Here is a 25,277-nt window from a genome sequence, read left to right as displayed (position 1 = left end):
TGCTATCGCGTAGCTGTAAGCCAAGGGCAGCTACAAAACTCACAAAGCTCAAACAGTTGTAGCTGCTTATTGCTTGTCTTTACAGCCGCTAACCGCAATTTGCCAATTGGCAAATATTAAAGGATTAAATTAGGTATGAAATACAAAGTTAGAAAGTAATAATATGTGTTGGAATTGGTATTAATATAAGGTAATAGGTAAAACTGATTCTAGTTTTAAATTACTATCAAAGATATTTTCCAGAGCTGACATGATGTTTATTTTTAAAGAGACTTTTGTGTAGTTCGTCTGATCAATAGAAGTAGCTCCATAAATACAAACATAATTTTCAATATTATCTATATAATTTATATCGTATGGTTTTATCGCAGCTATGTTTATAGTTTTTTTAGGTGCTAAAGATGTTAGATAACTATATTTTTGGTTATACTGCTTTAAATTCTCCGAAACTAAAATAACTATATCTGCTAAATTTATATCTTCTGGTAAATCATCATCATTTATATTTTTAATCATGATTTTAGCTTGTAGATTTTTTCGTTTTAATAGCTGACTTAAACATTCATAAAAATCTTTTAATCTCTCGCTATCAAAATCTATAATTAAAATTGTATCTTGATCTTTTAAATCATATGGGATTAAACCATTATTTTTTACTATAGTAGTGCTTTGTTTAGAAATTTCATAAGCTATGTTTTGGTGTTCGATCGAACCTACAATCTTTTCAGCAAGTTTAAGTTGTTGTTCAAAAGACATGGTTAGAGCAGAATTTTGACTTATTTTCACATCTTTAAATTTAATTATTTTGTCATATGCTATATCTACCGCTTTAGCAAAACTCTTATTTGAAATATATTCATTTTCTAACTCAACAAAGAGTTTTTTTAGTTTATAAATATCCTGCTCACACCAAACTCGTGTAGGCATTAGCACTATATCTACGCCAGCCAGTATAGCAAGTTTAGTAGCTTGTACTGGGTCAAAATGAGTTGTTATAGCTTTCATATCCATAGCATCAGTAATCACTAGCCCAGTAAATCCAATCTCTTCTTTTAGAAGTTTTGTGATCACCTTATTCGATAATGTAGCTGGTATGTAAATTTCTTGATTATTGGATATAGAAATATGCTTTGTATCATCAATACTTGGAACACTAATATGCGCTGACATCACCATATCATATTCTTTAACAAGTTCTCTAAAGGGATATAATTCTATTTTTTCTAATTCATCTAGGTTTTTATTTAATATTACATTACCAACATGGCTATCTACGGCAGTATCTCCATGGCCTGGGAAATGCTTAACACAATTGATGATATTGGCATCGGACAAACCTTTTATGCTTTCTCTGGCGTATTTAATAACTGTCTTAGGATTATCAGAGTACGATCTGACTCCTATAACGGGATTGCTTTTATTTGAATTAACATCGATTACAGGAGCAAAATTAATATTAATACCCAAACTGTGTAATTCATCTCCGAGTATTTTAGACATTTGGTAAGAGTTTTTAGGGTTGTTTGTCGCAGCTATAGCCATGTTGCCACAGCCACTAGTTCCTTGAATTAGTCTATGAACCCTACCACCTTCTTGATCTGTTGCAAAAAATAGTGGGATTCTATTACCCCCTTGCAAATCTCTAAGTAAAGAAATAGTTTGACGATTATTTTGTATATTTTCCTTAAAAAGAATAAAGCCACCTAGGTTATACTCTTTAAAAAGGTTACAAATAGTTTGGTTTGCTTTAGTAAAAGGAATTGGATTTTTATTTAGATCTTCACCCCAGTAGCGAAAATCCATCATAAAAAGTTGACCTAGCTTAGTTCTAATAGACATAAGAAAGTACCTTATTTTTTACACCTTTGGTTTCCATCTGCTATAAATGCAAATTTTTATTATTACCGATTAGATTATAATAGAAAAATTTAAGAATCAGCATAAATAGTTAGGATATTTTGAAATAGAGAGTATAAAAAAATCTGGTAAAAAGTATCCATATAATTTAACTATCAAAGACATAGAAAATAAATTTTACTGTAAGTAAGGTTTTAATTTTAGTAATATTGTAAATACACAAGGTATTGCTAATTTCATACAATGAATCAAAATAAAATATTTTCGATCCCAAAAGTGATCTTACATGATCATTTAGATGGCGGTTTAAGAGCCGATACAGTTATTGATATTGCTAATGAGCAAAATATAAACTTACCACAGAAAAATCCTCAAGATTTGTCCAGGTGGTTTTACGAAGAATTTTCCTCAAGGGATTTTGAAAGATGTTTTAAAGCATTTGATTTATCTTGTGCAGTGATGCAAACAGAAGATGCTATTGAAAGAGTAGCTTTTGAGTTTGCAGAAGACCATGCTTTACAAAATGTTATTTATGCTGAAGCTAGGTTTTGCCCTTATTTCCATAGAGAGAAAGGGTTGTCTTATAACCAAATTATAGAAAGTGTAATAAAGGGATTTGAAAAAGCTAAAAAGAAATACTCTATTGAAACAGGGATATTAGTTTGTGGTATGTATCATTTAGATGATAAAACTAATCTTGAATTGGCAAAACTTTGTACAAATTATAGCGAAGTAGTGGGCTTTGATTTTGCTGGCATGGATATAAATGGTAGTTTATCTGAGACTCAAATGCAGACTCTAGAATTTTTAAATAAAAACAATATCAAGCTTACAGCACATAGTGGTGAGTTTTCGACTATTGAAAATATAATAGATGCTGTAAAAAGTGGAGCTAGTAGGATAGGGCATGCGTGTAATTTATTTGCCACAAAAGACCAGCAATTACTTGAAGACACTGTTAAATTACTGATAGAAAAACAAATCCACATTGAATCAAATATTACTAGCAACATAGTTTTGGGTTTTATAGAAAGTTTTGAAGTTCATCCATTTAAAAAGATGTTTGATAAGGGTATAAGTATAGCTTTAAATACTGATGATCGTTTAATGATGCAAAATCTAACAATAACAGATGAATATACAATGGCATGTCAAAAAACTAATTTATCATTAGATGATATTATTACTATGAATATAAATGCAGCTAAAGCAGCTTTTACGAATAAGCAAACCAAAGAAAATCTTATTGAAAAAATAAACTCATATAGGTAGACGTTTTAAAGACTATTTTTAAAATAGTTGTTTTGCTCTAACACCTACAATAGTTATAAATATTGCAAAAAAAAATGTTTAAATTATTTACTCACCTTACGCAAAAGATTGTAAGTTTTAAAAAGATATTTAGAATACTGGACATAGGAAAAAATTCTGTTTTTTAAGAAATGAACAAGGATTTACTAGACATATACACAGATTATCTTATAAGCCAAACTAAGTATGCTACGGCTACAAAATTATCAGATATATTAGATCAAGAAGTATCCCATGACAAAATAACAAGGTTTTTAAACAAGTCAGATTTAACAAGCTTAGAATTTTGGAAATATATAAAGCCTTTAGTTAGAAAACATAATAACGAATACGATGTTCTTTGTTTGGATGATACAATTAGTGAAAAGCCAAGTACAGATGAGAATGATATAGTCTGTTGGCATCACTCTCATGCTAAAGGTGTTCATGTAAAGGGTATTAATATAGTCTCATGTATGCTTAGTACATCAAATTTATCTATTCCAATAGACTATGAAATAGTGAAAAAGGATGAGCGATATTATGATGAAAAAGATAAGCGGTATAAAAGAAGATCTAAAGTTACTAAAAACCAAATGTTTCAAAACATGATAAATCGAGCAGTTATTAATCATGTTAAGTTTAAATATATTTTGGCAGATAGCTGGTTTTGCTCTAAAGATAATATGAATTTCATACATCACACATTATCGAAGAAATTCATACTTGGTATGAAGTCAAATAGAGTTGTTGCCTTGAGTGATTATGCTAGAAAGAGTAAGGATTTTATTAAACTCTCTGAACTTGATATTGCTGATGGAGAATCTTTAAAGATATGGCTTAAAGATATGAATTTCCCTGTCCTTTTAACAAAAAAGATTTTCATAAACGAGAACGGTGCAAAAGGAATTTTATATCTTGTAACAAATGATTTAGAAATAGATTCTAATCAGTTATATCATGACTATCAAAAAAGATGGCAAATAGAGGTTTATCATAAATCAATTAAGCAAAATACTTCTTTATCAGCATCACCAACTAAAGTTGAGAAAACTCAAAGAAATCATATTTTTTGCTCATTAGTGGCTTTTTGTAAACTAGAAATGCTCAAGATAAAAACTTCTCTAAACCACTTCGCTCTGAAATATAAGCTCTTGGTTAGAGCTAATGCTATTGCTTTTAAGCAACTATATGAAATTAGAAATTCATAACTAAAATGCGTAAGGTGAGTTATTTAACTCCTAATGGAGTATATTTCGAAATCAATATAAACATTGAGAATACAATTTAGCTTTCTACCGTTGTAGATGAGGATTTCAATAATGATAATAAAAAACCGTCTATTGCCTTTCTAACCCAACAACATCTTCCATATTTACAATTTGTTTAACCATATTGGGGTCAGTTGGCTTTATTCCGCTATCTTGAGCTCTTGGTGGTATATTGTTAAAATTCATTGCCTTTAGATCATAAGTAACATAGCCACTATCTATACTCATAGCATACACTCCGGCTGTTCCTATCCCCTGGTATACTGCATTATCTTTGTATGCTATAGTTAGGTTATTTAAATCTTTGATAGTTGTCCAAAGAGTCATAGATTTTTCATATGGTGGTACAGATGTATTTGCAATTATAGATGTAGCATGAAAATAAGCTTCTCTATTTGATTTTGGTTCAGGCATTAAACTAGAAAGTATATATGCTCTAATAAAACGAGAAGCTGCACTAAAATCACCTGGCATACCTATTAATTGTGCTACTTCAGGTCTTGAACTATTAGCAACATCATTATAATTAACAGTCTTATCAGCAAATTTACTTTTACTTTGTGGTTTTAGTAAGGATTTATATTCTTTAATATTTTCTAAATGCCAATCATAAGTTGGAGCGTTTGTTAAAACATCACCTGCTTTGGGATAAATTTTTATCTTACCATTTATAAACTCTAAAACAGCACTATTACCATATTTATCACGTAATGATATATGTAAAGGAATCCCAGTTACAAATATTCCAGGTTCTAACTCAACAGCACTATTTACAATTTGATGATTCTCTATTAATGTTAAAGCTTCTGGTACATCTTTAGCAACTGCAAGTAAAAAGTTTGTAATATCATATATAGCAATGACGGGACGTTTATCTTTAGGATCATATTTGGGATAAATAGTACCATGTAAATACAAAATACTTAATGACAAGCCTTGTGTATTCATACCATCTGTTATACGCTTATCAAAGCCAAATCTACCAAAGTAGCCATATTTGTTTTTCCAGCTAGTTAATTGATCTTTCGGTATATTAACTGCATCTATAACAATATCAGTTGTATTTTCTACATTCACATAACTCCAACCATTTTCGAAAGCTATATTAATAGGAAAATCCATAGATCTAGCTTCTACTTTATATCCATTTTTATTTATAAAAACACTTGTACACATATTCTTATCTCTTTTTTCATATAAGTTAGTTATATCAGACGATATACTATAATTACTAAGTTAAATTTATGATACATAAAATATGCAGAAATGAAAAACAATATAAAACATAATTGAAGTATCACTATATTATTACTTAGTTACCGAACTATAAAGCACGAGGATGGCGGACCGCGTAGTATTCAATAGTTGAAGTAGATAATAGTAATTTAGGTAGTAATTTATATACCCTTAGAAATGTTTGCCACACCATCTTTTTGATATGAGTGATAAACTTCTAATCCAAGCTTCCTTTTAATGTGGCTAAAAGCAAAATATCCACGAATGTATTGCTCACTTTTAAAATCTTCATCATATACAACTATATGATGATAGCTAGTATTCATTAAAGTATTCAGTATATGTCCTATTTTTGCATCTTTTATCATTGAGTGAGGAATAGCATTTACGTTAGATATGCGAAGTTTTATATCATCTGCAGTTAATTCCGTTATTTTCACACCTGTTTCTTGAGCAGTTTTTTGTAATGCTGTACTCTCAAGATAGTGAAGACCGATAGTTCCAGTTACTTGATTATCAGAGTTTATAACTAATATAAAATCTTTATGGTTATCAAAAAGTTTCTGTTTTACTTCCTGTAAAGGCGCATCCCCAGTTATAGTTAAGGCTTTATGTTCTTTAAAGTCTCTAAATACATTTACAGCAGGGCTTTCTAGGTATAATAGTTTGCTAGCTTCATCATTAAAATAGCTGACAGCTTTCGTATCAAAGTGCGATAATTCAATAATTTTAAAATCTTTTAGGTCCACTAGTTTCTCCTAGTATAAAATAAGTTAAGTTATGTAATTGGAATTTTAGACAAAATGTTTAAACTTTTCAAAGTTTATCAGATATTATTTATATTATGATAGACTTTAATTTGTAACATATGTGTAATTATTTAGTTACAGGCGGATCAAAAGGCATTGGTAAGGCTGTAGTGGATTTATTGCTACAGAAAGAAGAAAACTATATTATTAATTTAGATGTTTTAGAACCAGAATCGAACCAACCAAATCTTAATTATATAAAAGCTGATTTAACTAATCACTCACAAATCAAAGCAGCTATGGAAAGTCTTCCTCCAGAAATTAGCTTTGATGGAATATTTTTAAACGCAGGAATGTTGATAAAAGGTTCTATATTTGATTTAGAAATAGAAGAAATCCACAAAGTTTTAGATCTAAATGTGTGGGCAAATATTTATATAATAAAAGCTTTAAATGGTAAACTAAAGAAAGAGGCTTCGATTGTTTTTAATGGTTCTGATCAGTGTTTTATAGCCAAACCTAATAGTTTTGCCTATACTTTAAGTAAAGGAGCTATAGCTCAGATGACAAAATCTTTAGCTTTAGATTTAGCTAAAGACCATATTCGTGTTAATACTATTTGCCCTGGAACAGTCGATACTCAGCTATATAGATCAACTATTAAAAGATACGCTGATAGTCAAGGTATTGAAATGAAGGTGGCATACACTGCTGAAGAGCAAGAATTTCCATTAGGACGTATTGCTCAACCTCAGGAAATAGCAGAGCTTGTATATTTTTTATTAAGTGATAAAAGTAAATTTATGACTGGTGGTTTAATACCTATAGATGGAGGCTATACAGCTAAATAGACGTATTAATCTAAATTAAAAGCCAAATAAAAGTGTTATAATAAATTTATATTTTTATAACATTTTTTAAAACATGATTGAAACAGATAGAATAATTTCCGCAAACTCTATCCAAAGTAATGATGAAAAGGCTATCGACAGGGCTATAAGACCAAAAACTTTAGCAGATTATGAAGGTCAGCCTAATGTCCGTGAGCAGATGGAAATTTTTATCCAAGCCGCTAAAAGTCGTAATGATGCACTTGATCATACCCTTATATTTGGACCTCCAGGGTTGGGTAAAACAACTCTTTCAAATATTATTGCAAATGAAATGGGTGTTGAACTTAAGCAAACCAGTGGACCTGTATTAGAGAAGGCTGGTGATCTAGCAGCTTTACTTACAAATTTAGAAGAAAACGACGTTTTGTTTATAGATGAGATACATCGCTTAAGCCCTGTAATAGAAGAAATTTTATATCCGGCAATGGAGGATTACCAGCTTGATATCATGATAGGTGAGGGTCCTGCTGCTAGATCTATCAAAATTGATTTGCCTGCCTTTACTTTAGTTGGAGCTACAACAAGAGCAGGGCTTTTGACTTCACCACTTAGAGATAGGTTTGGTATTATTCAACGTTTAGAGTTTTATTCTATAGAAGATCTATCTAAGATTGTTTATCGTTCCGCTAAGCTTTTAGATTTAGATATTACAGATGACGGTGCTAAAGAAATCGCAAAACGCTCACGTGGCACTCCTAGAATAGCAAATAGATTGTTACGACGAGTAAGAGATTACGCTCAAGTAAAAGCCTCCGGTAAAATCAGTCTAGATATAGCCGATAAGGCATTAAGTATGTTAAAGGTAGATCCAGTAGGTTTTGATCACATGGATCATAAATATTTACTTACACTCATGGAGAAGTTTGCTGGTGGTCCTGTCGGTTTAGATACTATGGCAGCTGCTTTGAGTGAAGAAAAGGGGACTATAGAGGATGTTATAGAACCATATCTAATTCAACAAGGTTACATAATGAGAACAGCAAGAGGTAGAATAGCGACACTCTTAGCTTATAATCACTTTAAATTAAAAATCCCAGATAATTTAAACTCACAACAGCAACCTCTAATTGTAGTTGATGGTATCTAGATTATTAAGGTTGAACATTTATATAATGTTATTAATAAACTAATTAATTTGCATAATATATTTAAATTTTTATTATATATTTATTTTAATTTTGTTTTTGATGAATATTGTTTATATTTCGGTCGGGATATATAGACTTTTACGAACTAAAATTATATCAGTTTCTAATTGGGTTAAAAATTTTATAGATAATAATATTTTCTTTTTACCAGTTAATTTTTTTCTTAGGGACCCATTTATCTAAAAGAGCTTTATACTTTGCTTCTAAAATTTCCTTAGGTGGTAATTCTGGTAATTTTGAGTATAAATCAGCTTTTTGAAAAGCTTTTAGCAAAGGTAGCAATAACCAGTCCTTTTCATTAGCTAACTCTTGGTAAGCTAAACCACCGGTTTGTGGTGTATGCCAAGGGTAAAAAGAATGGTATCGTAGAATATATAAACCTTCATAAGGTATGTTACTCCCTTCTTCAAAGACTTTATAAATATACTCATCATGTCCAAAGCTCATATGAACTTTATCAAAACCACAGCCTTTTTCATAGATGCCGTAATGGGAGTTTGTTTCTGTATTGTATTTATTATAGTCTTTAGAGCCCTTAATGAACTCTTTGTGAGAAAATACATTGGCCTTAGCGAAAGGACACGCCACAGGATAAGTATCTCCAACAGTAGACCATTGAGGAAGCCCACCATATTTAGGTAAAGTCATAATTTTGCCTAAATCATGTATGAATCCTATTAGCGGAAACCATGACCAATCTGTAATGTGACTATATAAATTTGTAAGAGTTTCTTTTTGGGTATAAAACTCTTGCCACTGCGATGGTAAACTATACCACTCATGGTCACGAAACAGCGATTTAATCAGAGTATTTTCTCTAATTTCAATATCATTTTTTAGCAGCTTATTTTGGCAAGCTTCAGCTGTTTGGTAAGCATGTTCTATTTGAGGTAGATCATTATCTGGATCACTCTCATCATGGACATCTTCAAGTAATTTAAAGACCTCATAAACATCCATATTACCTAACTCAAGTTTGAAATATTTGTTTTTCATTTGTTGAACATAATCTAGAGATTGGTTAGTATGCATCTCTTTATAAGTTTTTTCTACTCTATTTTGGAATTTACTGTCTGTATAGTTACGAAATTCACCAAACGAGTTTTTATCTGTTGCTTGAAGCATAACGAGGCCCCCTTAAATTATTCTGTAAGTATAAATTTGTTGCTTTGAATGGTGTAATCTAGTCAGACCTCCCTAAATATTTAGTCGGTACACCTTTGTTTAAATTACCTTCTATATTTTCAAGAGATACTCCTTTAGTTTCTGGAACAAAAAAGTATGTAACTATAAATGCTAAGGTAGCTATACAAGCATACATACCAAATGTAAATGAAACTCCTAAAGCTGTTAATATAGTTAAGAATGTTGCAGCGACAACAAAGTTGGCTAACCATTGTATTGAAGCTACAAAACTCATAGCAGAACCACGTACATTTAAAGGAAATATTTCCGATATAATTAACCAAAATAGTGAACCTACACTTATACAATAACCAACCACGTATATCAATAGACATATTAAAGCTAAAACTGCTGTTGTACCAGAAGAATCATCATTTAATAAATAAATCATACTAAACAAACTTACTGCTGCCATAGCTGAACCTATTAATAAAAATCTTCTTCTACCTAACCTATCTATAAATATAATTGTTACAATAGTAGCTATAAAGTTAACTAGGCCTAATGCTAAAGTCATCAACATTTTAGTTTCAGCGCCCTCAAAGCCTATGTTAGACATTATATATGGACCATAATACATAACTGTATTGATACCAAAGAACTGTTGGAAAATACCAAGAGCTAAACCTATATAAAGTACTGGACGCACTTTTTTATCAAAAATAGCGGAGAATTTAGTTTTTACCGATCTTTCTAAGTTGTTTTGGATTGCTTTTAACTCTTCTAGAACATCACCTTCAGTTCCACGAATCTTTATCAAGGTTTCACGAGCCTCATGTTTTCTACCTTGAGAAAATAGCCATTTTGGAGAATATGGCATAAAGCACATACCTATAAATAGTAAGATTGCAGGAATTAGACCTGTAGCTATCATTACACGCCAATCACCACTAGCTGTAAGTAAATAGTTAACTATAAAAGCAATTACTTGACCACCTGTTAAAAAAGCTCCATTCCAAAGTACAAGAGAGCCTCTTTTAGATGCTGGAGCAACTTCAGCGATAAATAATGGTACTGCATACGAAGCTACACCAATCGCAGACCCTAACATAAAACGTCCTAAAACTAGAACCCCGATATTAGGAGCTAAAGCTGCTATCAAAGTACCTATTATGAAAAGTAAACTAGTAGCAATCATTGCTTTTTTACGTCCAAACTTATCAGTAAAGTAACCACTAGTAAGAGCTCCAAAAAAAGCCCCTAAAACACAGAAGCTAACTACTATCTCTATTTGCCAGTGTTCAGCTGTGAACTCTTTTTGAATAAAAGGCGTAGCTCCTGCAATAATTGAAGTATCAAAACCAAATAATAGTCCCCCAATAGCAGCTACAGCTACTACAATAGCCACGTAAAATTTAGTAGAAGTAGATTTCTGATTGTTCACTATTTCATTCTCCATATTAGATGTTAAATGTCTAAGTTAAAGATTTTGATAGATTGCGTATATGTTAAATCATAAGCTACATCTAAAGCGTCAGCTTTTGATAATCTTCCTAACATAACCATTTCAGCTAGATAGTTAGCGTCTACACGTCTAGCTATATCGTGCCTAACAGGTATAGACAGTAGGGCACGAGTATCATCTATAAAACCACAACAATTATAAAAACCAGCTGTTTCTGTGACAGCATGTCTAAACTTTTTCATACCTTCCGCAGAATCATTAAACCACCATGGTGGACCTAAAAACACGCTTGGATAATGCCCAGCTAATGGAGCCAGCTCACGAGTATAAGTAGATTCATCCATAGTAAATAACACCGTTTTAAAATTACGGTTGTTACCTACTTTACTTAAAAGAGGATGTAAGCCATTTACATAATCACATTTAACTGGAATATCACATCCTTTATCATTACCAAATTTTCTATGAATACGTGGATTATGGTTTCTAAATACGCCAGCATGAATTTGCATTACTAATCCATCGTCTGTTGCCATTTTGGCCATTTCTGTAAGCATTTGACCACTAAAAATTCTTTTTTCTTTATCAGAAGCTATATTAGTTAGTATTTTTTTAAACAAACTTTTACATTCAGATTTATCTAGATCATATGTTTTAGGTATACTAATACCATGATCTGAAGCTGTCGCACCATTTGATTTAAAAAATTCTCTACGTTCTCTTAAAACCTTTAGAAAATCTTCATATGATGCTATTTCTGTATTTAGTTTTTTGGCTAATTTTTTAATATTTTTATGCACAGGATGTAGCTCAGGATTTGTAACAGTATCTGGTCGAAACGTAGGTATTATCTTACAATCAAAATCAGAGTTTGCTATATTTCTATGAGATTGAAGGTCATCATCAACATTATCAGTAGTAGCTATAACTTTTATGTTAAATCTTTTACATATTTCTCTAGGTAGGAAATCTTTTCGTTTTAAACAATTATTTATGTGCTCATATAGCTCATCAGCTGTTTCTGGGGTTAAAGTTTTGTTATAACCAAAAACATTTTTAAGTTGCGCGTCAAACCATAAACCAACCTGGGTGGCTCTAAATAAGTACCAATTTTCTGCAACTTTTTGCCATATTTTTTTAGGATCTGTTTCTACTGATTTATCATCTTTACGAGAGATACCAAAATCCTCTAATCTAAGGCCTTGAGAATAAAACATTCTAAAAATATAATGATCAGGCTTTATAAGTAATTCTACGGGATTTTCAAAAGGCTTATTTTCATCAAACCAAGTTGGATCAGTATGTCCATGCGGGCTAATAATTGGTAAATCCTTAATATTTTGATAAATTTCAAGAGCAATTTCTCTTGTTTGTTTATCAATAGGCATTAATACATTATTACTTAGCATTTTTTCTCCTTCTATATTAATGATGAGCTTCCTATAGCTATAACATTTTTTTGAGTGAGATATATATCTTTATTTGTTAAATTAATTCCACCAGTAACACAAAATTTAACTTGAGGGAAAACAGCTTGGTAATTTCTTAGGAGATTTATTCCACCAATCACTTCAGCAGGAAAGAGTTTTATAACATTAAATCTATATTCTAATATAGTCATTATTTCAAAAGCTGTAACCCCTCCGGGCACGTAAGGAAGGTTATGGTCTCTAGCAAATTTTAGCATTTCTATAGTTGTTCCAGGAGAAACTAAGAAATCTGCACCTAAGAGTGAGCATTTTCTTAATTGCTCTAAAGTTGTAATAGTTCCAACGCCTATAACAAAATCTTCATTACTCTGAATAACTTCTTTAATAACTTCTAATGCATTAGGCGTTCTAAGAGTAAACTCAACGATTTTTATATTTTTATTACGAAGTTTATATAAAATGTTATTTGCTTGATCTATTGTATCAGCAGCGACGACTGGTATTAGAGGGTTCTTTTTTAAGATATTTTCTAATGACATTTTAAAGCTCCTTTAGAATTTCTACATAGGTATCTGTATATTTTTTGTCTATTATAGCTCCATGATGTTGTATGATTTCAGCAGCAAAACTTTGTGCAAATTTAACACTATCTTGTATACCTATGTTGTGATCAAATCCAGCTAAAAAGGCCGCATTAAAGCTATCTCCAGCTGCAGTTGTATCTATAGGTTTAACTATATTTATATCTATTGATAATATCTTATCATTATCCGAAATAATAGTAGGTTTAGCACCACGCTTAATTACGATAGTTTCGATACCAGCTTTGTTATATCTAATTAAAGTCTGCTGATAGTCTGTATCATCAAATAATAACTGTTCATCCTCAAAAGTAGTTATAACTATAGTTATATATTTAAGGATTTTTTTTAGGTAAATTTTAGCTTGATCTTTTGATTGCCAACATTTGGGGCGATAATTTAAATCAAAAATAATTTGTTTATTAGAATCTGCATTTTTAAATTCTTTTAACCAGCTAATAAAAATTTCCAATTGGCTTTCGTCCCACCTTGATAACGAAATTCCAGAGAAATACAGATATTGGTAATTGTTAATGTAACTATTTAACTGATCTTTTGTAACATGTTGGAAAAGTTGTTTTATTGGTGCTTGCTCTCTCCAGTAATAAAAACTTCTTTCTCCAAAATCATCTGTCTGAATAGCATATAGACCAGGTACTGTATTCTTAAGCCTTAAAACCGTAGATGTATCGATATTTTCACTTTGCCATTGGCTTATTATTTGACTAGAAAAGTCATCGTCACCTAAAGCTGTAAAAAAAGAAACTTCTCCACCTAATCTAGAGTAATAAAGGGCAGTATTTAAAACATCTCCACCAAAGTTTAGCTTAGCGTGCGAACCTAGCTGAATTTTGCCACTAAGTTCTAGCATGCATTCACCAATAGCTAGTAATTTATTTCCCATTTTCTAACTCTTTTTTAACAGCATATGCAACACCACGTACTTCTGCAAGACCTTTCATCCGTCCAATGCAGGAGTACCCAGGGTTTGTTTTTTTATCCAAATCACTTAATATTTGTTGACCGTGGTCAGGACGCATATATATAGGATTAGAATTTTTTTCAATTTTAAGAATTTCTTTTATTAAAGCATACATATCAGTATCACCACATAAATGCTCAGCTTCGTAAAAACTACGACTATCTGGATCAAGAGATACATTTCTTAAGTGGGTAAAGTAAATTCTTCTACCAATTTTTTTAGCCATAAGTGGCAAATCATTATCCCATCTAGAGCCCAGCGAACCGGCACAAAAGGTTATACCATTGGCCATAGATGGTATAGTTTTAAACAACCAGTCATAATCTTCTATAGTACTAATAATTCTAGGTAAACCAAATAGTTCAAATGGCGGATCATCGGGATGGATCGCAAGTTTAGCTCCAACTTCTTCAGCGGCAGGTATGACTTTCTCTAGGAAATATACTAAATTTTCACGTAGCTTCGTTTTATCAATACCTCTATATTCATCAAGTGCTGCCTGGAATTGTTCTAAAGAGAAACTTTCCTCAGCACCTGGTAGACCAGCAATAATATTCTTTGTAAGTGTGTTGATTTCACTTTGACTCATGTTTTCAAAATATGCTTTAGCTTGAGTTACTATTTCTGGTTTATAATCTTTATTAGCATCTTTTCTTTTTAAAATATGGATATCAAAAGCAGCAAAAGCAACTTCATCAAAAGATAAGGTCTTTGCACCAGTAGCGGTTTTTTTATCCAAATCTGTACGCGTCCAATCTAGAACAGGCATAAAGTTATATATTATTAGTTTAATACCACATTGAGCTAAGTTACGAATACTCTGACAGTAGTTCTCTATATACTTATCACGAGTAACTTTACCTTTTTTAATGTCTTCATGAACGGGTATACTTTCAACAACTGACCAGGTTAAGTTAGTTTTACCTAATTTAGTCGAATTTTCTACCTCGGATTGTCTTTTTTTAATTTCATCGATAGCCCAAACTTGACCATTAGGGATGTGATGTAGGGCAGTTACTATATCTGTAACACCAGTTTGCATAATATCTTCAATACATACAGGATCGTTTGGACCAAACCATCGCCATGACTCTATCATTTTATACCTCTAAATTTAAACGTTTTAATTACTTGTAATACGCCTTTTGAGCTAATTTTTTTTGTATAATAAATTACTTTTTCCACTAGTATTTTATTAGTAGAAAGTTCTTTTGAGAATATTTCCTCAAGGTTAATAAATTCATTAACTATTTTTTCAATAGTGCTATTTTTTTGATAAATAAAGAAGTATTTTTCTTCCAGTGGATCAGATATTCCAACACTTTCACCTATTTCATTCTTACCAGAATTAAATAATATCCAGCCAGCTAAACCTACTGCTATAATGTCAAATTTATGATTATTCTGTATTAATTTTTTCAAAGAGCCTAACCACCTTTGAGAAATTTTTTTAGAGCCATCCATAGCTATTTGTTCAGTTTTATGTTTTAAATGTGGGTTAGCAAAACGATGTAATAATTTGTTAGCATACTCTAAAGTTGAAACGTTTTCGGGTAAACCATCTACTAAAGGTGCTGCTATTTCTAACATATATTTTTTAATAAAATTATAAAACTCAGGCTTAGCAATAACTTCATCAACAGTTTTTAACCCAGCATATGCACCTAAATAAGCAATTAAGCTATGACTGCCATTTAACATAGTAAGCTTGAGTTTTTCAAAAGGTTCTATATCTTTTACAAACTCAACGCCTACTTTCTCTAGAGTAGGGCGTCCGTTAGCAAATTTATCTTCAATTACCCACTGAGAAAATTTCTCCGTAGCCACAGCAGATAAGTCTTTTTGCCCAATCATGGTAGCGATATTTTCAATTGTTTGTTCAGTTACAGCAGGAACTATTCTGTCTACCATTGAATTGGGAAAACTACAGTTACTTTTTATCCAGCTAACCAAATTTTTATCTATTTTATTTGAAAAATCTAATATAGCTTGTTTAAGGATTTTACCATTATTAGGCATATTGTCACAACTAAGCAAAGTTGCGGGGTGACCATTTTCTTGCCAACGTTTATATAGACCAGCAACAGTAATACCTATAGCTGTTTTAGGTGTATTAAAATTTTTAAGGTCATAAATAATATCTGGACTTTCAAGATTTAATTTTTGTGTAGATAAGTCTACGTAATAACCTTTTTCAGTTACTGTGTAGGTTATTATTTTTATTTCTTTAGTACGGATTTTATCTATAAGTCCTTGCGATTGCCCATTACCAGCAAAATATACTTCTTTCAAGGCTCCAATAATTTTATTGCTAGTACCGTTTTCATCATTAGTTGAAAGAGTGTACATACAATCATTTAAGCGAAGGTTATCAATAAGCTTTTTATTACTTCTGATAGTGCCACTAATATAGCCCCAATTAAGAGCATCTTTATCATTACAATTAAGTAATTTATCTACGTAATATACTTGGTGAGCTCTATGAAAAGCACCAATTCCAATATGTAGTATTCCTGTCTTTAGTTGAGATCTATCATAGTTGGGTAAGCTACAGTTTTGTAATTTTTTCAGCTCAAGCATCGTGTTCTAAATCCTTGTTCATATTTACAATTTTTAGTTTTGAAACTTTAAATTTTTCATGACCGATATAATGCCAATCTACTTTCAGTTTACCATTATTATTTTCAAGTTGAATAGTTATGACACCATTTTTTCAATTAACTCATATTCATTGTTTTAGGCAAAGCAGCGTCTCCCATTAGTACCTCTTTGCCATGGACTATATGCATCTGCAAAGAATACTTTAATACCAGTTTTATTTGATAATTTTTTGTGTTTAGCAAACTCTTTACCATTATCAAAAGTAGCTGTGGTAATTTTATTACCATTTGATGCTTTGTATAAAATTTGGTTAATTGAACTAGCTGTTCTATCTTTAGCTTTGCCTAGAATTGTGAATCTACTAACTCTATCTACCATAGTCAAAATAGCTCCTTTATGATCTTTACCGACTATAGTATCACCTTCAAAATGATATAGCGCTTCTCTATCACTAGCTGCTTTAGGCCTTTGTGATATGTTGACTCTATCCTTTATCTTACCTTGATTTGAGGAGCCTTCTTTTTTGTATTTGTAACGCCTGCCTTTGTAAAATAATAGCTGTTTAAGGTTATGTCTTTGTATAAAGTTATAAACAGCTTTAAAACTTAGGTTAGCTATACCTTCATGCTTTAATCTACCACAAATTAACTCCGGTGATATTTTCTTTTTGAGTAAAGCTATTATCAGTTTTTTAACTTCATTAGTAAGTTTATGATTATTTGATTTTCTACGACTACAATACAACTTATGGGCTATCTCTGCAGAATAACTTTTACCTACTTTATTCCTTTTAAGTTCATTTATAACAGCTGTTTTACTAAATCCTATTTTATTAGCTATTGCTGCTTCTAAGTATCCTAATTTAAGTAAATTTTCTATATAATATCTATCTGAAAGAGTTAAATGTCTATGTGCCATTTTTAGTTCCTGTTCGTTTATTTGATCTTCACAAACCTAATAAACTACATCTGGAACTCTCTTTCAACTATTTTAAAACTTTCAGAATACAATCTAGCATTTATTTAACTCCTAATGAGGTTCTATTTTGGAATCAAGATAAACGTTTAGAGCACAATCTAGCAAAGGCTTAAAGCAACTAATGGTAAAAAGAATTATCAAAAACTCGACAATAAAATGTTATAATAAATAATCACTTAAAATTAGATATACAAAAGTTATGATAAATATTAAGAAACAAAATCCTTTTTTCCTTTTATGTTTTTTCGAATTTTTTGAAAGATTTGGGTATTACGGTTTTAGCTACACAGCTATATTATTTTTTATGAGTAAGTATGGGTTTAATTTTACCGAGAAAAACGCAGTTTTATTGTTTGGTGGTTTTGCATCATTAACCTATGTTTTTAATGCTGTAGGTGGTTTTGTTGCAGATAAAGTTTTCGGTATAAAAAAGACCATGTTTTTAGGGTCTATATTTCTTTTAATTGGATACTTTAGCTTAGCTCTTAGTCCCTTTATACAAAGTATAAGTAGTTATGTATACTTTAGTTTAGCATGTATTATAGTTGGTTCATCCTTGTTTAAACCAGCACCTACAAATTTAATATCTAAAATGTATACAGATAAAAGAAAGCTAGATTCTGTATACACTTATTTTTATATGTCTATAAATATGGGTTCTCTATCAGCGTCTTTATTAGTTCCTATTTTAGCTACAAACTATGGATACACTGTTGCGTATGGAGTTTGCTCAATTGGTTTTGCAATAGGAATTTTAAACAGCTTGGTTAGTTATTCAAGTATAAAAAATATTGATAATGAAATTGGTTTAACAGGTGTAGGTACGCTCAAAACAGTACTTATAGTATTTGTTTTTATACTTGCTATTGCTGGACTTAGTTTTATTTTACAAACAAATGACACGATAAATTATATACTATGGTTTGGTGCTGGACTTATTTTTGGGATCTTTGCGTTTCAAATATATGTAGAAAAAGATCCTCAATCTAAAAAGAAAATTCTAGCTGCTATTATACTTTTGGTTTATGCAGTACTTTTCTTTGTAATTTATCAGCAAAAAGCAACTTCTTTCTTTTTGTTTAACGTTCACCACGTTAACTTAAACCTTTTTGGTTACACTGTTAATCCACAAACAATACCTGGGGTTTTAAATACAGCGGGTATTATAATTTTATCTCCAATATTAGCTTTTGTTTACACTAGATTAGGAAGTAGAGATTTAACCTTACCATTTAAGTTTGCTTTGGGTATTTTACTTTGTGGATTTGCTTATGGAAGTATGTTTTTAGCTTGTTTAGTTAATGATCCAACTGCGAAAGTAAGTATGCTTTGGGAAGTTTTAGCAATAACAATATTTTTCTCATCTGGTGAACTGTTAATATCAGCTTTAGGTTTATCTTTAATGGCTAAACTATTACCTGAAAGGGTTACAGGATTTGCAATGGGAACTTGGTTTATAACTTCAGCTATAGGTATAAAGATAGGTACAACTATCGCTCAAGCTGTTACCACCGGTATAAAATACGATACTGACGTAGGATTTTCAACTCAGATGACTATAGAGAGTTTTCATAAATACCAAGAGTTATTTGGATATATATCCTTGATAGCTATAGTTTTTGCAGTAGTTGCTTTTTTGATTGGTAAAACACTCAATAGAATGATTCAAAATTAGATTTTTAAAAATTTTTCTCAAAAAATATAATTTTTTATAATTTGTTAATATTTATCTGTCCATGAGAAAACTAGCTAAAAGCTTAATTTTATAAGTTTTAGAATTTTAATAAAAATATTTTTTGTCTATAATATCGATAAGTTTTTAAATGGAAATAAGTATGCAACTAGTAGAGCAAATGAAAGAAAAAGCTCTTGATGAGCTTAACCTTGTCACAGATAGAAAATCTGTCGATGATATACGTGTTAAATACCTTGGTAAAAAAGGTGAGCTAACTGATATGATGAAAATGATAGGCTCATTACCAAATGAAGAAAAGCCTAAACTTGGTCAAGCTGTAAATGTTGCTAAACAAGCTTTGCAGGATGCTATAAATACAAAACTAGCTTTTTTTGAAGAACAAGAGATTAATCAAAAACTAGCACAAGAAAAAATAGATGTGACTTTAAAAGGAGTAGGGCAAAGCCAAGGCTCTCTTCATCCTGTTACAAAAACATTAAATAGAATAGAATCTTTTTTCAAACAAAACGGCTTTGGTATAGAATTTGGACCTGAAATAGAAAGTGATTATTATAATTTTGAAACACTAAATATTCCCTCACATCATCCAGCTCGTGCTATGCATGACACCTTTTATATTGATCAATCTCATGTTCTTAGAACACATACATCTGGTGTACAAATTCGTACTATGGAAAAGCAGGAGCCACCAATCAGAATTATAGCTCCAGGTAGGGTATATCGCTGTGATTCTGATGTTACTCACACACCGATGTTTCATCAAGTAGAAGGTCTACTAGTTGAAAAAGATGTATCTTTTGCAGACTTAAAAGGTTTATTACATGCTTTTTTAAGTTCATTTTTTGAAAAAGATCTAAAAGTAAGGTTTAGGCCTTCTTATTTTCCATTTACTGAACCCTCAGCAGAAGCTGATATAGAGTGTGTTATATGTGGAGGCTCTGGTTGTAGGGTTTGCAAAAATACAGGGTGGCTAGAAGTATTAGGTTGCGGCATGGTTCACCCTAAAGTTTTAAAATCAGGTTCTATAGACTCTACTCAATTCCAAGGTTTTGCCTTTGGTATGGGAGTTGAAAGGCTTTCTATGCTTAGATATGGAATAGATGATCTAAGAATGTTCTTTGAAAATGATCTAAGATTTTTAAAGCAGTTTTAAGAAGAGTAGTTAGCTTATAGATAGACTATTTAATTGGGTAGAAAATGCTGAAAAAAACCAGTAAAAGAATTATTACTAAAGTTGATTACTGTGTAATAGCTTTGACTTAATCTGACATTGTGTATAAAATAAGATGTCAAATTAAGGAAGAATAAAATGAATGCATCTCAAAAGATAATCAAACCCAAATTAGGTCTGTTAGAATTAGCAAAACAATTAGGTAATGTCAAGCAAGCTTGTAAAGTGATGGGTTACTCAAGAGACAGCTACTATCGCTTTAAAGAGTTATACGATAATGGTGGAGAATTAGCTTTACAAGAAATATCCCGTAAGAAGCCATTAGAGAAAAATAGAGTTGAGGCACATATTGAGCAAGCAGTAGTTAATATGGCTTATGAATATCCGGCGTATGGACAACATAGAGTATCAAATGAATTAGCAAAGCAAGGAATATTAGTCTCAGGAAGTGGAGTTAGATCTATTTGGCTTAGACATGACTTAGAGAATTTTAAGAAGCGATTAACAGCACTAGAGACCAAAGTAGCTCAAGATGGCTTTATACTTACAGAAGCTCAATTACAAGCTTTAGAAAAAGAAAAAGCTAAAAAGGTTGCTACTGGTGAGATTGAAACGCATCATCCAGGTTACTTAGGATCTCAAGATAGCTATTATGTAGGGTATATAAAAGGTATAGGTAAGATATATCAACAGACATTTGTAGATACGTATACTAGAGTAGGATTTGCTAAGTTATATACAGAAAAAAATGCAATAGTAGCTGCTGATATGCTTAATGATAAGGTATTACCATTCTTTGAGGAACATGGAATAGATCTATTAAGAGTATTAACAGATAGAGGCACGGAATATTGTGGAAAGCTGGAGAATCATTCCTACCAGATGTACTTAAGCATAGAAGACATTGACCATACTAAAACAAAAGCTAACTCCCCTCAAACTAATGGTATCTGTGAAAGATTTCATAAAACTATGAAAAATGAATGTTATGAGACAATGTTTAGAAAAAAGGTTTATTCAACGATTGAGGAGATTCAGCAAGATGTTGATATATGGCTGGATTATTACAATAACGATAGACCACATTCTGGTAAGCACTGTTATGGAAAAACGCCTATGAAAACTTTTATTGACTCAAAACCTTTGGCAAAAGAGAAAAATTTAGGTAATATGTTTGATAAATCTGACACTAGTTTAGAAATAAATTCAGTCTCAAATTAATTGGTGACTGTCAGATCAAGTTTGAGCTACTACAATTACTGGTATACTTCAGATTTTGTAATTTATGGGACTGTTGCAAACTGAAATTGAATATTTTTGCCTTGTTACCTCCCATCTAACTCCAGCTTGCAACAGCCCCTTTATTTATTGCCTTTGTTTTTGTTATCATCTTCATCTTCATCTTCATTTTGGTTTTGGTTGGTACCACCTTTGTTATTACCGACAGAAGATGTCTCAGAATCATGCTTCTTTCTAGTTTGAGCCGCTTTTTTAGCTATTTCACTTTCTTCCTCTGATGATTTATTGTGCCTTTCTTGAGCTCCTTTTTTACCCATTTCAGAGAAAGCATCAGGATCATGCTCTTTTCTAGTTTGAGCCGCTTTTTTAGCTATTTCACTTTCTTCCTCTGATGATTTATTGTGCCTTTCTTGAGCTCCTTTTTTACCCATTTCAGAGAAAGCATCGGGATTATGCTCTTTTCTAGTTTGAGCAGCTTCTTCACTTATCTCTGTCCTACTTTTTTTTGTATTGTTATTGTCGTTGTTGTAAGTCATAACTAATCCCCCTTAGTTTGTTAGTTGACTACTTGAAAATATTAACTCTTGTAGTGTAAAAAATTAATATTTTCAAACGAAAGCCTACCATAAAGTAGAACCTTATCTAGGATTTTTACAGCAACCTTATAATTCTAGGTGGATTTTAGTATATGACATTAAAAAATGGTTTTAGATCGCAATTATATAGATTATTTTTATAACGGTTCATCAACTTCAACTATAACATACAAGTCTTCTTCGTATACCCCACCATTCTCATCTTGAGATTCGTACTCTTCTAACGCATTTTTAGCCTCTTCATAAGAGTTAAATACTTCTATTGAATTTCCAGTTTCTCTATCTTGTACTTCGTATTTTCTCATTTATATTTCCTTCTTTATTTGAACCACTCAACTAAATAGAAATAACATAAAGTTAAATAATTTACAAAAGTAAACACCAAATTTAAGACCAATTCATGTGACATTTTAGAAAATTTGTTAATACAAAATTTACACACAGATATATGTTGTTATAATAGCATGAGTTATTATTTTAAATTTAAAAGTTTACGTTAGTAGATTTGAAATATTATTTTATATATAGAATAATACGCTGTAATTAAGTTATTTATTTTGCAGATGTTTTAAATCAACATCTTTAGGAGATTTTACAAATGAAATTTAGTCATAATTGGTTAAATGAGTATCTAGATGCTACTCAAAGTAGTCAAGACCTAGCAGACACACTGACATTGGCAGGCTTAGAAGTTGACGCTGTAGAAGCAGTAGTTACTGAAAAAGTCAGTAATGTTGTAATTGGTCAAATAAAAACTATTACAAAACACCCTGATGCAGAGAAATTAAATGTTTGCACAGTAGACGTTGCTGAACTAGAGCCTTTAACAATAGTTTGTGGTGCTAAAAATATCTATGAAGGTATGAAAGCGCCAGTGGCAAAAATAGGGGCAGTATTACCAGGTGACTTTAAAATTAAAAAATCCAAATTAAGAGGCCAAGAATCTTTTGGAATGATGTGTTCAGAACAAGAGCTTGGTTTGGCAGAAAATGCTGATGGTTTAATGGATTTACCACAAAATGCTCCTATCGGTGAAGATATTAATAAATACCTTAATTTAGACGATAATATTATAGAAGTCGATTTGACACCAAATAGGGCAGATTGCTTAAGTGTCTATGGCATAGCTCGTGAAGTTTCGGCTCTGACAAAATCACAATTAAAAACTATTGAAATAGTGGAACCAAAATCTCAAATACAAGATGCTAAAGATATCAAGATAACTGCTTTAGATGCTTGTAAAAGTTACTATGGTTGTATTATAAGAGATGTTGATACTTCAGTTACTACACCTTTATGGATGCAAGAAAAACTTAGAAGAAGCGGAATTGGTAGTATTTCTTTATTTGTAGATGTTACGAATTACATAATGTTACTTTTAGGTCAACCAATGCATGCTTTTGACCTAGATAAGTTAGAAGGTGGTATTAATATTCGGTATGCAAACGACCAAGAAGAGTTAACTCTTTTAGATAATACAAAGGTTGTATTAGATAGCGACACTCTTGTGATAGCTGATGAGAAAAAAGCTTTAGCAATAGCTGGAGTTATGGGTGGCTTAGATTCATCTATTACAGCTAATACTAAAAATATATTCTTAGAAAGTGCTTTTTTTGTACCAGAGAAAATAGCAGGTAAAGCTCGTAAATATAATTTACATACAGATTCATCACATAGGTTTGAAAGAGGTGTTGACCCTAAGCTTGCTAACTCTGCTATGAAGTTAGCTATACAGCTAATAACTGATATAGCTGGTGGAAAAGTTGGTGAAATTTCTTGTCAAGAAGATTTAGAGTTTTTAAATAAACAAATTACTATAAATTTATGTATCAAAAAGCTAAATAGAGTTTTAGGTACGGATTTTGAAATTGATTATGTGCTTAACGTACTTACAGCATTGCATATGCAAGCCAAAAAAACAGATGAATGTTGCTTGGAGGTGACTCCTCCATCATATCGTTTTGATATGGAAATTCCTGAAGATTTGATAGAGGAGGTTGCTCGAGTTTATGGATATTCAAATTTACCAGAAACTATGCCTTTATATCGAGCATCTAAAGTAAATATTTCAGAAAGTAGACAGGCGGTAGAAATTTTAGAATCTAGACTTATCGATAGAGGTTACCATGAAATTATTAACTATAGTTTTATCGATCCTAAATATGACGAATTTTTCTTTGATAGTAGAGGAGTAACTATACAAAACCCTATTTCGCAAGATTTATCTGTAATGAGACAATCTCTTATCCCAGGATTATTAAATACTTTTAAAGTAAATATCTCTCGTCAGCAAAATAGAGTAAGAATATTTGAAAAGGGTGCTTGCTTTAAGTTAAAAGACAATCAAAGAAGTCAGCTTAATAGAATTGCTGGATTAGCTTATGGTGACCTTTTGAATATTAATTGGTCTAACCCTAAAAAAGTAGATTTTTTTGATATGAAATCAGATGTCGAAGCATTATGTAATGATGTAGTTAACTTAAGTTTTGAGGTTTGCGATGATATTCACTGGTTACATCCAGGCCAGTCTGCCTACATCTTAGCTAGAGGTAAGAAAGTAGGAACTATTGGAATGATCCATCCATCAGTACTTAAAACCTTTCAAATCAAAGCAAAAGCTCCTATAGTTTTTGAACTAGATTTAGATATCCTAACTCAAAAAGAAATTCCTAGTTTTGAAAAAATTTCTAAATATCCATCAGTATCTAGAGATATTTCATTTCTAGTTGGTAAAGATGTTTTAGCTAGCGATATTATAAATGCTATTAACGAATTAAATATGACTATCTTAAAAGATATAAATATCTTTGATATCTATCAAGAGCAATCAAATGTTAAAAAAAGTATAGCTCTAAGTGTGCTTTTCCAAGATAATAATCAAACTTTAGATGAGAAAATAATTCTAGAAAATACAGAAAAAGTTCTAGAAACTCTAAAAGAAAAGTTTGCTATAGAACAGAGAGTTTAGT

At 31.2% G+C, this 25,277-nt stretch carries 20 protein-coding genes and 1 pseudogene; 8 read left to right on the top strand and 13 right to left on the bottom strand.

Annotation, left to right across the window (positions count from 1 at the left end; translation table 11 throughout):
- Positions 1 to 180: 180 nt before the first annotated feature.
- Positions 181 to 1,839 (bottom strand): glycoside hydrolase family 3 protein, encoded by a 1,659-nt coding sequence (locus FRA_RS04095; RefSeq protein ID WP_035719172.1) that lies wholly within the window; start codon positions 1,837 to 1,839, stop codon positions 181 to 183.
- 261 nt (positions 1,840 to 2,100) lie between these two features.
- Between FRA_RS04095 and add the strand changes: the two genes are divergently transcribed.
- A complete protein-coding gene (gene add, locus FRA_RS04090; RefSeq protein ID WP_035719168.1) occupies positions 2,101 to 3,129 on the top strand; it encodes an adenosine deaminase in 1,029 nt (342 codons plus the stop codon).
- 170 nt (positions 3,130 to 3,299) lie between these two features.
- Positions 3,300 to 4,358 carry an IS701 family transposase gene (locus FRA_RS04085; RefSeq protein WP_464110816.1) on the top strand — a complete coding sequence of 353 codons (1,059 nt, stop codon included), beginning with the start codon at positions 3,300 to 3,302 and terminating at the stop codon, positions 4,356 to 4,358.
- Positions 4,359 to 4,487: 129 nt separating this feature from the next.
- On the opposite strand, the gene FRA_RS04080 is transcribed toward FRA_RS04085, so the two are convergent.
- Together FRA_RS04080 and FRA_RS04075 are read right to left on the bottom strand one after the other, a co-directional pair.
- Positions 4,488 to 5,594, bottom strand: coding sequence for a linear amide C-N hydrolase (locus FRA_RS04080; RefSeq protein ID WP_035719150.1), 1,107 nt, complete (start codon positions 5,592 to 5,594; stop codon positions 4,488 to 4,490).
- Positions 5,595 to 5,815: 221 nt separating this feature from the next.
- Positions 5,816 to 6,403 (bottom strand): CBS domain-containing protein, encoded by a 588-nt coding sequence (locus FRA_RS04075; protein WP_035719144.1) that lies wholly within the window; start codon positions 6,401 to 6,403, stop codon positions 5,816 to 5,818.
- Positions 6,404 to 6,522: 119 nt separating this feature from the next.
- Between FRA_RS04075 and FRA_RS04070 the strand changes: the two genes are divergently transcribed.
- Together FRA_RS04070 and ruvB are read left to right on the top strand one after the other, a co-directional pair.
- Positions 6,523 to 7,254, top strand: a complete 732-nt coding sequence (locus tag FRA_RS04070; protein ID WP_035719143.1) for an SDR family NAD(P)-dependent oxidoreductase — start codon at positions 6,523 to 6,525, stop codon at positions 7,252 to 7,254.
- A 73-nt stretch (positions 7,255 to 7,327) separates the two neighbouring features.
- Positions 7,328 to 8,383 carry a Holliday junction branch migration DNA helicase RuvB gene (gene ruvB / locus FRA_RS04065; RefSeq protein WP_035719139.1) on the top strand — a complete coding sequence of 352 codons (1,056 nt, stop codon included), beginning with the start codon at positions 7,328 to 7,330 and terminating at the stop codon, positions 8,381 to 8,383.
- A 205-nt stretch (positions 8,384 to 8,588) separates the two neighbouring features.
- Here ruvB and FRA_RS04060 read toward each other — a convergent pair whose 3' ends face one another.
- From FRA_RS04060 to FRA_RS04025, 8 genes and pseudogenes are all read right to left on the bottom strand, one after another.
- On the bottom strand, positions 8,589 to 9,569 hold the full coding sequence (locus tag FRA_RS04060; protein WP_035719134.1) for an inositol oxygenase family protein: 981 nt from the start codon (positions 9,567 to 9,569) through the stop codon (positions 8,589 to 8,591).
- 58 nt (positions 9,570 to 9,627) lie between these two features.
- A complete protein-coding gene (locus FRA_RS04055) occupies positions 9,628 to 11,013 on the bottom strand; it encodes a sugar porter family MFS transporter (RefSeq protein WP_035719131.1) in 1,386 nt (461 codons plus the stop codon).
- Between the two features lie 23 nt (positions 11,014 to 11,036).
- On the bottom strand, positions 11,037 to 12,443 hold the full coding sequence (gene uxaC / locus FRA_RS04050; protein ID WP_035719128.1) for a glucuronate isomerase: 1,407 nt from the start codon (positions 12,441 to 12,443) through the stop codon (positions 11,037 to 11,039).
- Positions 12,444 to 12,454: 11 nt separating this feature from the next.
- Positions 12,455 to 13,003 (bottom strand): bifunctional 4-hydroxy-2-oxoglutarate aldolase/2-dehydro-3-deoxy-phosphogluconate aldolase, encoded by a 549-nt coding sequence (locus tag FRA_RS04045; RefSeq protein ID WP_035719124.1) that lies wholly within the window; start codon positions 13,001 to 13,003, stop codon positions 12,455 to 12,457.
- Between the two features lies 1 nt (position 13,004).
- Complete coding sequence (locus FRA_RS04040) at positions 13,005 to 13,949, bottom strand: sugar kinase (RefSeq protein WP_035719122.1); 945 nt, start codon at positions 13,947 to 13,949, stop codon at positions 13,005 to 13,007.
- On the bottom strand, positions 13,939 to 15,126 hold the full coding sequence (gene uxuA / locus FRA_RS04035; protein ID WP_035719121.1) for a mannonate dehydratase: 1,188 nt from the start codon (positions 15,124 to 15,126) through the stop codon (positions 13,939 to 13,941). The genes FRA_RS04040 and uxuA overlap by 11 nt, the downstream gene beginning before the upstream one ends.
- Positions 15,123 to 16,607, bottom strand: a complete 1,485-nt coding sequence (locus FRA_RS04030) for a mannitol dehydrogenase family protein (protein ID WP_035719118.1) — start codon at positions 16,605 to 16,607, stop codon at positions 15,123 to 15,125. The genes uxuA and FRA_RS04030 overlap by 4 nt, the downstream gene beginning before the upstream one ends.
- A 177-nt stretch (positions 16,608 to 16,784) precedes the next feature.
- Positions 16,785 to 17,546, bottom strand: a pseudogene (locus tag FRA_RS04025) (IS30 family transposase); the annotation flags it as partial.
- A gap of 259 nt (positions 17,547 to 17,805) precedes the next feature.
- Here FRA_RS04025 and FRA_RS04020 point away from each other — a divergent pair.
- The 3 genes from FRA_RS04020 to FRA_RS04010 all read left to right on the top strand — a co-directional run bounded on the left by FRA_RS04020 (position 17,806) and on the right by FRA_RS04010 (position 21,694).
- On the top strand, positions 17,806 to 19,281 hold the full coding sequence (locus FRA_RS04020; protein ID WP_035719116.1) for a peptide MFS transporter: 1,476 nt from the start codon (positions 17,806 to 17,808) through the stop codon (positions 19,279 to 19,281).
- 160 nt (positions 19,282 to 19,441) lie between these two features.
- Complete coding sequence (gene pheS, locus FRA_RS04015; protein ID WP_035719113.1) at positions 19,442 to 20,455, top strand: phenylalanine--tRNA ligase subunit alpha; 1,014 nt, start codon at positions 19,442 to 19,444, stop codon at positions 20,453 to 20,455.
- 156 nt (positions 20,456 to 20,611) lie between these two features.
- Positions 20,612 to 21,694, top strand: coding sequence for an IS481-like element ISFw3 family transposase (locus FRA_RS04010; protein ID WP_035719039.1), 1,083 nt, complete (start codon positions 20,612 to 20,614; stop codon positions 21,692 to 21,694).
- Positions 21,695 to 21,834: 140 nt separating this feature from the next.
- Here FRA_RS04010 and FRA_RS04005 read toward each other — a convergent pair whose 3' ends face one another.
- Positions 21,835 to 22,248, bottom strand: coding sequence for a hypothetical protein (locus FRA_RS04005; RefSeq protein WP_464110815.1), 414 nt, complete (start codon positions 22,246 to 22,248; stop codon positions 21,835 to 21,837).
- A 197-nt stretch (positions 22,249 to 22,445) separates the two neighbouring features.
- Complete coding sequence (locus FRA_RS04000; protein WP_155960865.1) at positions 22,446 to 22,613, bottom strand: hypothetical protein; 168 nt, start codon at positions 22,611 to 22,613, stop codon at positions 22,446 to 22,448.
- Between the two features lie 293 nt (positions 22,614 to 22,906).
- Here FRA_RS04000 and pheT point away from each other — a divergent pair, with 293 nt between their 5' ends.
- On the top strand, positions 22,907 to 25,276 hold the full coding sequence (pheT, locus tag FRA_RS03995) for a phenylalanine--tRNA ligase subunit beta (RefSeq protein WP_035719109.1): 2,370 nt from the start codon (positions 22,907 to 22,909) through the stop codon (positions 25,274 to 25,276).
- The last annotated feature ends 1 nt before the right edge of the window (position 25,277 follow it).

It is taken from the genome of Allofrancisella heilbronnii (assembly GCF_000710735.2).
GTDB classification, from domain to species: Bacteria; Pseudomonadota; Gammaproteobacteria; order Francisellales; family Francisellaceae; genus Francisella; species Francisella frigidaquae.
This window is presented reverse-complemented; position numbering and strand designations above follow the sequence as displayed.